General features: G+C 67.2%; 9 protein-coding genes and 1 pseudogene. 9 read left to right on the top strand and 1 reads right to left on the bottom strand.

Translation table 11 applies throughout. From position 1 onward, the window contains the following. Window positions 1-64: 64 nt before the first annotated feature. The 7 genes and pseudogenes from PX554_RS07735 to PX554_RS07705 all read left to right on the top strand — a co-directional run bounded on the left by PX554_RS07735 (window position 65) and on the right by PX554_RS07705 (window position 9,762). Complete coding sequence (locus PX554_RS07735; protein WP_093224776.1) at window positions 65-994, top strand: Gfo/Idh/MocA family protein; 930 nt, start codon at window positions 65-67, stop codon at window positions 992-994. 14 nt (window positions 995-1,008) lie between these two features. Next, window positions 1,009-2,568, top strand: coding sequence for an alpha-N-arabinofuranosidase (locus PX554_RS07730; RefSeq protein WP_093224774.1), 1,560 nt, complete (start codon window positions 1,009-1,011; stop codon window positions 2,566-2,568). A 102-nt stretch (window positions 2,569-2,670) separates the two neighbouring features. Next, window positions 2,671-3,702, top strand: a pseudogene (locus tag PX554_RS07725) (glycoside hydrolase family 43 protein); the annotation flags it as partial. Window positions 3,703-3,707: 5 nt separating this feature from the next. Then, window positions 3,708-5,051, top strand: coding sequence for a glycoside hydrolase family 27 protein (locus PX554_RS07720; protein WP_275500428.1), 1,344 nt, complete (start codon window positions 3,708-3,710; stop codon window positions 5,049-5,051). 4 nt (window positions 5,052-5,055) lie between these two features. After that, window positions 5,056-7,089 (top strand): MGH1-like glycoside hydrolase domain-containing protein, encoded by a 2,034-nt coding sequence (locus PX554_RS07715; RefSeq protein ID WP_275500426.1) that lies wholly within the window; start codon window positions 5,056-5,058, stop codon window positions 7,087-7,089. A gap of 66 nt (window positions 7,090-7,155) precedes the next feature. Further along, on the top strand, window positions 7,156-8,781 hold the full coding sequence (locus PX554_RS07710; RefSeq protein WP_275500425.1) for a M28 family metallopeptidase: 1,626 nt from the start codon (window positions 7,156-7,158) through the stop codon (window positions 8,779-8,781). 9 nt (window positions 8,782-8,790) lie between these two features. Beyond that, complete coding sequence (locus tag PX554_RS07705; protein ID WP_275500423.1) at window positions 8,791-9,762, top strand: agmatine deiminase family protein; 972 nt, start codon at window positions 8,791-8,793, stop codon at window positions 9,760-9,762. A gap of 77 nt (window positions 9,763-9,839) precedes the next feature. Here PX554_RS07705 and PX554_RS07700 read toward each other — a convergent pair whose 3' ends face one another. Next, window positions 9,840-11,009: a DNA replication/repair protein RecF gene (locus PX554_RS07700; RefSeq protein WP_275500422.1), complete on the bottom strand. Its 1,170-nt coding sequence runs from the start codon at window positions 11,007-11,009 to the stop codon at window positions 9,840-9,842. 102 nt (window positions 11,010-11,111) lie between these two features. On the opposite strand from PX554_RS07700, the gene PX554_RS07695 reads away from it, so the two are divergent. Together PX554_RS07695 and PX554_RS07690 are read left to right on the top strand one after the other, a co-directional pair. Then, the gene (locus PX554_RS07695) at window positions 11,112-11,678 is read left to right on the top strand and encodes a carboxymuconolactone decarboxylase family protein (RefSeq protein ID WP_275500420.1); all 567 of its coding nucleotides are present in this window, start codon (window positions 11,112-11,114) and stop codon (window positions 11,676-11,678) included. Between the two features lie 188 nt (window positions 11,679-11,866). Further along, window positions 11,867-12,628 carry a hypothetical protein gene (locus PX554_RS07690; RefSeq protein ID WP_275500418.1) on the top strand — a complete coding sequence of 254 codons (762 nt, stop codon included), beginning with the start codon at window positions 11,867-11,869 and terminating at the stop codon, window positions 12,626-12,628. The last annotated feature ends 4 nt before the right edge of the window (window positions 12,629-12,632 follow it).

Here is a 12,632-nt window from a genome sequence, read left to right as displayed (position 1 = left end):
GTGCCGGTTGCAGCACCGAACCGCGTCCGGCTTTCGTCCCGCCATCGCCAAGGTGCTCTGATCGGTGAACCCCTTTCGTATCGGCATCGTCGGCATGGGCAAGATCGCGCGCGATCAGCATCTGCCCGCGATTCGTGGCGATGCGGCGTTCAGCCTTGCCGCGACGGTGAGCCCGATCGCCGATCAGAACGTGGCCGGCGTGCCGCACCTGCCGAGTCTGGACGCGCTGCTGGCGCAAGGCCCTGCGGTCGATGCGATCGCGCTCTGCACCCCGCCGCAAGTCCGCTACGATCTCGCCGCGCATGCGCTCGCGCGCGGTATCCACGTGCTTCTCGAAAAGCCGCCGGGCGCGACGCTGGCCGAAGTCGATGCGCTGGAAGCGCGGGCGGTCAAAACGGGCGCGTCGCTGTTCACGGCATGGCACTCGCGCTTCGCGGCAGGCGTCGCTCCGGCGCGCGCATGGCTGGCGGAACGGCGTATCGAACGCGTCTCGATCATATGGCGCGAGGATGTCCGCGTCTGGCATCCCGGGCAGGCGTGGATTTGGGAACCGGGCGGACTCGGTGTTTTCGATCCCGGCATCAACGCGCTGTCGATCGCGACGCATATCCTGCCGCGCCCGTTCTTCTTGCGGTCGGGTACGATCGCCATTCCCGCCAACCGCGCCGCGCCGATCGCCGCCGATCTCAGCTTCTCCGATAGCGCGGGTGCTGAAATCCACCTGGATCTGGACTGGCGCCAGACTGGCGCGCAAAGCTGGGACATCATCGTCGAAACCGACGCGGGCACCTGCAGATTGTCGCGCGGCGGCGCGGTGCTGACGCTGCCGAGCGGCGACGAGCATCATGAGGACCGCGAATATCGAGGGCTGTACGCGCGCTTCGCCACGCTGATTCGCAGCGGGCGTAGCGATATCGATACCGGGCCGCTCAAGCTGGTCGCCGACGCGTTTCTGCGCGCACGGCGCGATGTGGTCGAACCATTCAACGATTAACCGGGAGGACGAGGATGAGAAGACTTTTACGCATGCTGCTGGGCGGTATCGCGATCGCCGGGGCGGCCACCGGGAGTGTGGCGCAGCAGGCAGCACCCGACACGGCGACGGTGACGCTGCACGGTGAGACGCCGGGGCCGATCTATGATCGTCACATCTTCACCCAGTTCGCGGAGCATCTCGGCAACGGCATCTATGGCGGGCTGTGGGTCGGCAAGAATTCGAAGATCCCCAACACGCGCGGCTTCCGCAACGACGTGGTCGGCGCGCTCAAGGAACTCGGCGTGCCGATGGTGCGCTGGCCGGGCGGCTGTTTCGCCGACGAATATCACTGGCGCGAAGGCATCGGCCCGCAGGCCAAGCGCCCGGTCAAGATCAACACGCATTGGGGCGGCGTCACCGAACCGAATGAGGTCGGCACCCACGAGTTCATGGACCTGATGGATCAGATCGGGTCCGAAGCGTACATCTCGGGCAATGTCGGCAATGGCACGCCGCGCGAAATGGCCGAGTGGGTCGAATATATGACCTCGCCCGCCGGCAGCCTGGCCGATGAGCGCGCGAGGAACGGCCACAAGGCGCCGTGGAAGGTGCCCTATTTCGGCATCGGCAACGAGCTGTGGGGCTGCGGCGGCAACATGAGCGCGGCCTATGCCGCCGATGAGACCAAGCGCTATGCCACCTTCGTCGTCGCGCCGGAGGGCACCCGGATTCTCAAGGTCGCATCGGGCGCCAACGGCGACGATTACAAGTGGACCGAAACCATGATGCGCGACGCCGCGAAGCAGATCGACGGCGTATCGCTCCATTATTACACGATGACGGGCGGCTGGCCGCCGAGCGCGTCGGCGACCGAATTCGACGAGGCCGGCTGGGCGCACACGCTTGCCGACGCGTCGCATATGGAAGAGCTCGTCGCCAAGCACAGCGCGATGATGGACAAGTTCGATCCGCAGAAGAAGCTGTTCCTCGCGGTCGATGAATGGGGCACCTGGTTCAAGGCGCAGGAGGGCACCAATCCCGGCTTCCTGCGCCAGCAGAACACGCTGCGCGACGCGCTGGTCGCCTCGGTCCATCTCGACATCTTCGCCAAGCATGCCGATCGCGTCCGTGTCACCGCGATCGCGCAGATGGTCAACGTGCTCCAGGCGATGATCCTCACCGACGGCGCCAAGATGGTGAAGACGCCGACCTATTACGTCTATGAGATGTACAAGCCCTACATGGACGCGACCGTGCTGCCGCTCGACATCAAGGCGCCGTGGTACAACAAGGACCAGTGGACGATGCCGGGCGTGTCCGCCTCGGCGGTGCGCGACAAGGCCGGCAAGGTCCACGTCGCGCTGTCGAACCTCGATCCGAACAAGCCCGCCACGGTCAGCGTCGCGCTTGGCGGAGTGAGCGCGAGCAGCGTCTCGGGCCGCATCCTCACCGCGGCGACGATGAACGCGCATAACGACTTCACGACGCCGAACGCCATCGCGCCCGCCGCCTTCACCGGTGCGCGGATCGACGGCACGACGCTGACGGTGGCGCTGCCGTCCAAGTCGGTGGTGATGCTCGACCTGCAATAGCCGGTGACGAGACGGCGCGGGCGGAAATCGTCCTCGCCGTCACCGCGCGGGCGCTCGCGGATTCCGCGAGCGCCCGCCAGACCCGCAAGCAGAGGATCGCACATGATTGAGCTGACCCGTCGTGGCTTCGTTGGTGGCGCGGCCGCCACGCTCGTCGCCGCCCCCGGCGCGGCGCGAATCCGGACAGAAGCGGCAATCACCAATCCGCTGGTCAGGAACCGCGCGGATGCGCAGATCTTCCGCCATACCGACGGCATTTACTACATGACCGGATCGGTGCCCGAATATGACCGGCTGGTCTTGCGCCGTGCGAAGACGCTCGCCGGGCTCGCGACCGCGTCGGAGCGAGTGGTATGGCGGCATGAAACGTCCGGGCCGATGTCGGGTTTCCTCTGGGCGCCTGAGCTGCATCTGGTCGACGGGCGCTGGACGATGTATTTCGCCGCTGGCCCCAGCGGCGGTGGCGAGGACGTGTTCCGCATCCGCACCTATGCGGTGGTGTGCGACGGGGCGGACCCGATGACGGGCAACTGGGCGGTGCTCGGCCAGCTTCAGACCGCATGGGACAGTTTCAATCTCGATTCGACCTCGTTCGTCCACAAGGGTCAGCGCTACCTGGCATGGGCGCAACGCGAGCCGGGGATCGACACCAACAGCAATCTCTACCTCGCGCCTTTGAAGACCCCGCTGACACTCGCCGCGCAGCAGGTGCGCCTGTCCGTCCCGACGCTCGACTGGGAAGTGCGCGGTTACAAGGTCAACGAGGCCCCGGCGGTACTGGCACGCAACGGGCGTTTGTTCATGACCTATTCGGCGAGCGCGACGGATGCGCGCTATTGTCTGGGCATGCTAACCTGCCGCGAGGACGCGGACATCATGGACGCGGCGAATTGGTCGAAAGCACCGCTGCCGGTGTTCCGGTCGTCGCCCGCGCACAAGGTTTACGGCCCCGGCCACAACAGTTTCACCACCGACGAACGAGGTCGCGACATGCTGGTCTATCACGCGCGCGATTACGCCGAGATCAAGGGGGATCCCTTGTTCGATCCTAACCGCCACACCCGCGTACAGCCGATCCGCTACGCGCCGGACGGCACGCCCGATTTCGGCGCGCCGGTGGCCAACGGGGTGCTGCGGGTATGAGCGGTATCGATCGCCGCACGGTGCTCGTCGCCGGCGCGGCGGCGGTAGCTCTGCCGGGCGCCACCAGCGCCACGCCGCGCGCCGCCGCTTCGCTCGCGCCGAGGCCGCCGATGGGGTGGAATAGCTGGAACAGCTTCGCCACCACCATCACCGAGGCGCAGGCGATCGAGACCGCCGGCATCATGGCGGCAAAGCTGCTGCCCGCCGGCTACGACATCTTCACGGTCGATATCCAATGGTATGATCCCGACGCGAAGAGCTACGAGTATAACGCCAAGCCGGTGCCGGTGATCGACGCCAACGGCCGGCTGCTCCCTGCGCCGAATCGTTTCCCGTCGAGCGCTGGCGGTCTTGGCTTTGCCCCGCTCGCCGCACGGGTTCATGCGCTCGGCTTGCGGTTCGGCATCCATGTCATGCGCGGCATTCCCCGGCTCGCGGTCGAACGCAATCTGCCGGTGCTCGGCACGCAGTATCGCGCGCGCGATGTCGCCGACGTGACCAGCGTGTGTTCGTGGAACCCCGACATGTACGGCGTCGATATGCGCGAACCCGGCGCGCAAGCCTATTACGACAGCGTGTTCGCGCAATATGCGCGCTGGGGCGTCGATTTCGTCAAGGTCGACGACATGAGCCGCCCCTATGATGCGCATGCACCCGAGATCGAAGCGGTCGCGCTGGCGATCAAACGCTCGGGTCGCCCGATGGTGCTCAGCCTCTCGCCCGGCGAGACGCCGGTGATCCGCGCCGATCACGTCCGCCGTCATGCCGAGATGTGGCGGATCGCCGATGATTTTTGGGACGAATGGCCGCAGCTCACCGCGCAGTTCACCCGCTTCGAAACCTGGAGCCCGCATATCGGCGGCGGCCGCTGGCCCGATGGCGACATGCTGCCGCTCGGCCGGCTCGCGCTCGGCGCGCGCGATTCGCGTTTCACCCCCGACGAGCAACGCACGCTGATGACCTTATGGTCGATCGCGCGTTCGCCGCTCATTATGGGCGGCGATCTGCGCCACCTCGACGCGGCGACGCTGGCGCTGCTGACCAACCCCGAGGTGATCGCGGTCAACCAGGCGAGTTCGGACAACCGGCCGCACATCCTCGAAGACGGCACGCATCTGTGGAGCGCGACCGCACCCGCCGGCGGGCATTATGTCGCGCTGTTCAACACGTCGGGAAAGCCTCGCCGGGTGGCGCTGCCGCTCGATCGGCTCGGCGTGCGTGGCATGGTATCCGCGCGCGACCTGTGGGAACGGACGCCGCTCGCCGACATGACCGGGGCAGTGGCGCGGGATCTGCCCTCGCACGGCGCCAGCCTGTTGCACGTTCGCCAGCGGAGTTGAGCGGATGATCGCCCTGAAACGCAGGCTGCGGGCCGCGCTCCTTTGCGCAGCACCGCTCACGCTGATCGCCGCCGCGCCCGCGCCCGCCCCGCGGCTCGATCGCGACGCGATCCTCGCGCGGCAGTACGGCAACGACGCCGACTGGTATCGCGATCGCATCCCGCTGTTCGACAGCTCGGACGCGACGCTCGACGCGGTCTATTATTACCGCTGGCAGGTGTTCCGCGCACACCAGCGCGATCTCGGCGCCAAGGGGTTCATCTCCACCGAGTTCCTCAACGACGTGGGTTGGCAGCGCGAGCCCTATGCCAGCCTCAACGACGCCACCGCCTTCCACATCAACGAGGGGCGCTGGCTGCGCGACCGCCGCTTCGCCGACGATTATATCAATTTCCTCTATCTCGACGGCGGCAACGACCGTCATTTCAGCGAAAGCATCGCCGATGCGGTGTGGGGCCGCTACCTCGTCGATCACGACCGCGACGGCGCGGTGCGGCTGCTGCCGGCGATGCGGCTGGTGTACGGCCTGTGGGACGATCGCTTCGACTTCACCAAGGGGCTGTACTGGATCGAGCCGCTGCTCGACGCGACCGAATATACGATCTCGTCGATCGATGCGTCGGGCGGCAAGGACGGGTTTCGCGGCGGCGATGCGTTCCGCCCGTCGATCAACAGCTTCCAATATGCCAATGCGATGGCGATCAGCCGGCTGTCGGCGCTCGCGGGCGACACCGCGACGGCGGCGGACTATGCCGCGCGCGCCGAGCGGTTGCGCGGTCGCGTGCTCGATGCGTTGTGGAGCGACAGGTTCGGCCATTTCATCGACCGCTACAAGGTCAGCAACGATCATGTGAAATACTGGGATCAGATCCGCGGCCGCGAGCTGGTCGGCTATTTGCCCTGGACGTTCGGGCTGATCGGCGCCGACGCCAAGTTCGATCGCGCCTGGACGCATATCCTGTCGGCGAACGAGCTAGGCGGTCCGGCGGGGCTGCGCACCACCGAGCCGAGCTACCAATATTACATGCGGCAATATCGCTATGACGCCGCGACGGGCCTGCGCGAATGCCAGTGGAACGGGCCGGTGTGGCCGTTCCAGACCACGCAGGTGCTGACCGGTCTCGCCAATCGCCTCCACGCCGGCCCCGACGGGGCGATCGGGCGCGGCGATTACCTGCGGCTGCTGCGCCAATATGCGCGGATGCACTATCAGGGCGACCGGCTGGATCTGGAGGAGGATTACGACCCCGCGACCGGCAAGCCGATCGTCGGGCTGCCGCGCAGCCACCATTATTTCCACAGCGGGTTCGACGATCTCGTGATCTCCGGCCTCGCCGGCATCACCCCGCAGCCCGACGACAGCGTGGTGGTCGACCCGCTGCTGCCCGCCAGGGATCGCGCGAAGGACCGACTTCGCTGGTTCGCGGCGCAGGACGTGCCGTATCACGGCCGGCTGCTGTCGGTGGTCTATGACGAAGACGGGCGGCGGTATCGCGGCGGTGCGGGTCTGCGCGTCTATGTCGATGGCGCGCTGGCGGCATCGCGCCCGACGCTCGGCAAGCTGGTCGTGCCGGTCGCGGCCAAGGCCAATCCACCGGTGGATCGGCCGATCGCCCAGTCGATCAGTCTCGTCCGCACCGATTACCCAAAGCCGAGCGCATCGAGCGGCACCGATCCCGAGCGGCTGCACCAGGGTATCGACGGGCGCGTGTGGTTCATGCCCGAACTGCCCAACGGCTGGGATTCGACCGGCGCGGCGCAGGACGAATGGTTCGCGGTCGATTTCGGCAAGCCGGTCACGCTCGGGCGCGGCGAAGTGTCGTTCTTCGCGGGCGGTGCGTTCGGAGCACCGGACAGCTACCGGCTCGAATATCGTGTCGATGGCGCATGGCGACCGCTCGACACGCGCGGCGCGGCACCGCGCGCGAACGCCACCGATACGCTCACCTGGCAGCCGGTCCGCACCGATGCGATCCGCCTCGCGATCCGCAAGCCGCAGGGGAAGCAAGTCCGTCTCGCCGAGCTGAAGCTGTTCTGACCGGCGCGCGTTGCGCTCGGCGCGGCGCGCTGCCAAGACAGGCGCATCCTCTTCAGCGGAGTTCGTATGCGCGCCCTTCTGCTCGGCCTGACGTTCCTTGCCGCCCCTGCGCTCGCGCAGGCCCCCGCCATTTCGGTGCAGACGCTCGAGGACGTGACCAAGACGCTCTCGTCCGACGCGTTCGAGGGGCGCAAGCCGACCACGCCGGCTGAGGACAAGACCACCGCCTATATCGTCGAGCGCTTCAAGGCGGCTGGGCTCAAGCCCGGCGTCGATGGCGGCTGGTTCCAGAACGTGCCGCTGGTCGAGACCACCGCGACCAATGTCGCGCCGCTGACGATCACCGGCGGCGAGACCCCGCTCAGCCTCGCCTATCGCACCGACATGGTCGTGAAGACCTTCCGCGTCGCGCCACATATCGCGGTGACGGACAGTGACGTGGTGTTCGTCGGCTATGGCATCACCGCACCCGAGCGTGGCTGGAACGACTATGCCGGCGTGGATGTGAAGGGCAAGACGGTCATCATCCTCGTCAACGATCCCGACTGGCAGTCGTCCGAGCGCACCGGTGTGTTCGAAGGCAAGGCGATGACCTATTACGGCCGCTGGACCTACAAGTACGAAGAGGCGGCGCGGCAGGGTGCTGCTGCGGCGATCATCGTCCACGATACCGAGCCGGCCGCTTACGGCTGGGGCGTCGTCCAGTCGAGCAACACCGGGCCGCAGCTCGAACTCGACGAGAAGGGCGACCATATGGGCGAGAGCGCGGCGATCGGCTGGGTCCAGCTCGACAAGGCCAAGGCGCTGTTCGCGAGCGCGGGCCAGGATTTCGCCGCGCTGACCGAGGCCGCCAAGCACAAGGGCTTCCGCGCGGTGCCGCTCGGCGTCAAGGCGTCGGTGTCGTTCGACAACACCATCCGGCGGCAGGCGTCGAAGAACGTGGTCGGCATCCTGCCCGGCACGTCCGCGCCGAACGAATATGTCCTCTACAGCGCGCATTGGGATCATCTCGGCCACTGTGACGCCGTGAAGGGTGACGGTATCTGCAACGGCGCGCTCGACAATGCGAGCGGCGTCGCTGGCCTAGTCGCGCTCGCCGAGGCGCAGGCCAAGTCCGGGCCGGCCAAACGCTCGCTCGTGTTTCTGTCGGTGACGGCGGAGGAGGCGGGGCTGCTCGGCTCGCGTTACTATGCCGAGCACCCGGTCTCTCCGCTCGCGCGCACCGTCGGCGGGGTCAACATGGACGTGCTCAACGTGAAGGGCCGCACCCATGATTTCGAGATCACCGGCGCGGGCAAATCCGAACTCGAAGACATGATGAAGACTTTGGTCGAAGCGCAGGGCAGGGTGGTCAAGCCCGAGCCTAACCCGGAGCGCGGCAGCTATTTCAGATCGGACCATTTCAGCTTCGCCAAGCTCGGCGTGCCGATGTTCGATGGCGGCGCGGGCGAGGATCTGGTGGTGGGCGGCGAGGCCGCCGGCCACGCCGCGACGCTCGACTATATCGCCAACCGCTATCACAAGCCGCAGGACGAATATAATCCCGCCTGGGATTGGTCGGGCGCGGTCGAGGATCTCACCCTATATTATCGGCTGGGCCGCGAACTCGCCGATGGCGACGCTTGGCCCAATTGGTACAAGACCGCCGAATTCCGCGCGATTCGCGACAAGCAGCGTGCGGCCGCGCAATAGGAATCCCGAATGACGACTATCGTACCCCCCGCCGAATGGGCGCCGCACACTGCCGTCTGGATCGGTTTCCCGAGCCACCCCGAATTGTGGGAAGAGGATCTCGAACCGGCGCGCGAGGAAGTCGCCGCGTTCGGCCGTGCGGTCCACGCCGGGGGCAAGGGCGAGCGCGTGATCCTGGTCGCCGCCGATGACGCGGCGGCACAGGCTGCGGCGCAGATCGCCGGCGACTATGCCGAAGTGGTGGTTCAGCCGTTCGGCGACATCTGGCTGCGCGACACCGGGCCGATCCTGCTCGGCGACGGCAGCGCGCGGTCGTTCCGCTTCAACGGCTGGGGCGGCAAATACGACCTGCCCGGTGACGATGACGTCGGGCTGCGGCTGGCGGCGACGATCGACGCACCGGTCGAGCGGCGCGACTGGGTGCTCGAAGGCGGCGCGATCGACGGCGATGGCACCGGCCGCCTCGTCACCACCGCGCAATGCCTGCTCAACCCGAACCGCAATCCTGACCTGAGCAAGGACGAGATCGCCGCGCGGTTGCGCGACGATCTGGGCTTCAGCGACATCCTGTGGCTCGGTGACGGGCTGCTCAACGACCATACCGACGGCCATGTCGACAACCTCGCGCGGTTCGTCGCGCCGGGCGTGGTGGCGATTCCGCAAGCGGCCGAGGATGATCCGAACGCGGCGGTGTACCGCACGGCCGCCGAGGCGGCGGTGGCGGCGGGCCTCACGGTCGCGCCGATCCCCTCACCGGGGCGCGTGCTGCGCGACGACGAGATCGTGCCGGCGAGCTATATGAACTTCTACATCGGCAACGCCGCGGTCGTCGTGCCGCTCTACGGCGCGCCCAACGACGAGGCCGCGGTGGCGGCGGTACAGGCGCTGTTTCCGGATCGCACGGCGGTGGGCTTGCGCGCCGACGCGATCCTCACCGGGGGCGGCAGTTTTCACTGCATCAGTCAGCAGATTCCGGCCTGAACACCTCCTGTTCGTTTCAACCGGCGCCTGGGGCGGCATCGCAGTGCGGCGCCTCTGCCCGCAGCGGCTCAGGGCATTCAGCGCACGAACGGCAGCGCTACGTGCGAGGCTTCGCCATGCAGTTCCGCGAACAGCGCCGCCTCCGTGCCGGTCATCCACACCTGTCCCTTGCCCGCCAGCGCCGCGAACAAGGCGGCGCGACGGCGCGGATCGAGGTGCGCGGCGACTTCGTCTAGCAGCAGCACCGGATGACGCCCGGTGCGCTCCGCCACGAGCTCCGCATGCGCGAGCACGATACCGAGCAACAGCGCCTTCTGTTCGCCAGTCGAGCATAAGGCGGCGGGCTGGGCCTTGCCGAGATGGCTGACCGCGAGATCGGTGCGGTGCGGGCCGATCAACGTCCGGCCCGCCGCCATGTCGCGCCGCCGCCCGGTGGCGAGATCGCCGGCGAGCGTTTCGCCGGCGCCGGTCCAGCCTTCCAGCGCGAGCCCGGCGCGCGCGAACGGCCCGTCGGGTTGCTCGGCAAGTCGGAGACCGAGCGCCGCGACCGTCTCGCGCCGTGCCGCATCGATGGCGGCGCCATGCTCGGCCATCTGCACCTCCAGCGCCGCGATCCAATCGGCATCGAGCGGCGCGCCCTCCGATGCTTCGCCGAGCAGCCGGTTGCGCGCGCGCATCGCCGCATCGTAACGGTTGCTATGGACGGCATGGCCCGGCGCGAGTGCCAGCGTGAGGCGATCGAGAAAGCGGCGGCGTTCGGACGCGGGTTCGACGAACAGCCGGTCCATCGCCGGGGTCAGCCAAAGCACCGTCAGCCATTCGGCGAGCGCGGTGGCGGGAGCGGTCGCACCCTGAATGCGTACGATCCGCCGTTCGGGCGCGGTGGCGATCGTGCCGGTGGCGATCGAAATCTCTCCTCCCGCAGGATTCTCCGCTCCCGCCTGTCCTTCAAGCGTACCGCCTCGTGACAAGCCCTCCCCTAGCCCCTCCCACACGTGGGAGGGGGATTGGGGGTGCGTCGTCTCCAGCGTCGCTGCGACGCCGAACCCGCCCTTGCCGCCTTGCCGTGCCATTTCGCCGAGCGGTGCCGCGCGTAATCCGCGTCCTGGTGCAAGCAGCGACACCGCCTCGATGACGTTGGTCTTGCCCGCGCCATTCTCGCCGGTCAGCACCACGAAGCCGCCGCCGGGCACGAGCGTGAGATCGGCGTGGTTGCGGAAATCGGTGAGGACGAGGCGTGACAGCATCATCCGCGCCTTAGCGGTTTTCGCGACCATGACGCCAGTTTCACGCAACCGCCGCACCGAAGCGGCTATAGCGCGAGTCGCCTCAGCCCAAGGAGACCGCCCGTGCGCTTGCCTTTGATCGCCCCCGCCGACCTGACCGATGCTCAAAAGCCGCTCTATGAGGACATGAAGGCGGGCATCGCCACCAACTTCAATGACTTCAAGGTGCTCGCCGACGATGGCGCGCTGATGGGACCGTGGAACCCGTGGCTGCACGAGCCCGTGATCGGCAAGGCGATATGGGATCTCACCAAGGCGATGTCGATGCAGGCGACTTTGCCCGATCCGGCCCGCCAGATCGCGATCCTGGTGACGGGCGCGCATTTCAATGCCGCCTATGAGATCTACGCGCATATCGCCGTCGCCGAACGCGAGAAGATGAGCGCCGCGCGACTCTCCGCGCTGTGTGCCAACATCAAGCCCGCTGATCTCGACCGCCAAGAGAGCGTCGCTTATGATGTCGCCTTCGCGCTGGTGAACGGCGGCGTGCTGCCCGAACCCTGCTATGCGCTCGCCGTCGAGACATTCGGCCAGCATGGCGCCAACGAGTTGATCTACCTGGTCGGCCTGTATGCGTTGGTATCGATGACACTCAACGGCTTCAATGTGCCGGTGCCCGAACGCGAGTGATCGCCATAACCTGGACGCGAGCGCGACCGACGTGACGGGAACGTCATTTCACCGTCGCCTCGCATCCATGTAAGGCGGCATATGCGTTGCGGCGCACAATCCCGCCTCCTATGGCTCGGTGATCCGTTGACGTGACGGGCACCGGGGCGCGGTGCGCGTCGAAACGGGGCGTTGGGTCTTTTACGCGAATGGCGGCAAGCGATTACGATTATTGGCGATGGCACGATCCGTCGTTCCGGCGGCGCGCTATCGCGTTCGGGCTGGCGCTCGCGCTCGAACTGCTCATCGCCTTGTTGGTCCTGCTGTGGAGCATGCAACGCCCGACGCCGCCGGCACCCAAGCCGAGCGAGCTTCGGGTGTTCGTGCCCTCGGAGCTGCCGGACCCCGCCAAGCAGGCCGCCGCCAAAGGGCCGAAGTCGCCGGTGCAACATGCTGCCAAGGCGACTGCGCCCAAGATCACCAAGCCCAAGCCCGAGATCACGCCGCCGGTCCCGCCCGTGCCCGTGCCGCCGAAGATGATCACGCTGAGCCAGGACGATTACGCCGCGACCGACATCTCGAAGCTGCCGACGCACGGCAGCGACAGCGGCGATGACAAAGCGAGCGGCGGCAATAATGGCGGCGCGGCCTATGGCCCGGGCGAGGGGCCGGGGGGCCAGCGGCTGTTCAACGCGGAATGGTATCGCGAACCGACCGACGCCGAACTCGGCGGCTACATGCCCAAGGTCGAAAACCCCGAATATGCCGACATCGCCTGCCAGACGATCGCCAACTACCATGTCGATAATTGCCGCTCGCTGGGCGAATCGCCGATCGGTTCGGGGCTCGCGCGCGCGATGCGGCTCGCCTCCTGGCAGTTCCTCGTTCGCCCGCCGCGTGTCGGCGGCAAGCCGATGGTCGGCGCGTGGGTGCGAATCCACATCTACTTCACCCGGCGCGAGGCGAAGTAGCGCC

It is taken from the genome of Sphingomonas pollutisoli, assembly GCF_029167165.1.
GTDB classification, from domain to species: Bacteria; Pseudomonadota; Alphaproteobacteria; order Sphingomonadales; family Sphingomonadaceae; genus Sphingomonas; species Sphingomonas pollutisoli.
This window is presented reverse-complemented; position numbering and strand designations above follow the sequence as displayed.

Bases quoted from the DNA above. Each gene is read 5' to 3' on its own strand.
- PX554_RS07700 (WP_275500422.1), bottom strand. From the start codon at position 11,009: ATGCTGTCACGCCTCGTCCTCACCGATTTCCGCAACCACGCCGATCTC.
- PX554_RS07705 (WP_275500423.1), top strand. From the start codon at position 8,791: ATGACGACTATCGTACCCCCCGCCGAATGGGCGCCGCACACTGCCGTC.
- PX554_RS07690 (WP_275500418.1), top strand. From the start codon at position 11,867: ATGGCGGCAAGCGATTACGATTATTGGCGATGGCACGATCCGTCGTTC.
- PX554_RS07710 (WP_275500425.1), top strand. From the start codon at position 7,156: ATGCGCGCCCTTCTGCTCGGCCTGACGTTCCTTGCCGCCCCTGCGCTC.
- PX554_RS07720 (WP_275500428.1), top strand. From the start codon at position 3,708: ATGAGCGGTATCGATCGCCGCACGGTGCTCGTCGCCGGCGCGGCGGCG.
- PX554_RS07730 (WP_093224774.1), top strand. From the start codon at position 1,009: ATGAGAAGACTTTTACGCATGCTGCTGGGCGGTATCGCGATCGCCGGG.
- PX554_RS07715 (WP_275500426.1), top strand. From the start codon at position 5,056: ATGATCGCCCTGAAACGCAGGCTGCGGGCCGCGCTCCTTTGCGCAGCA.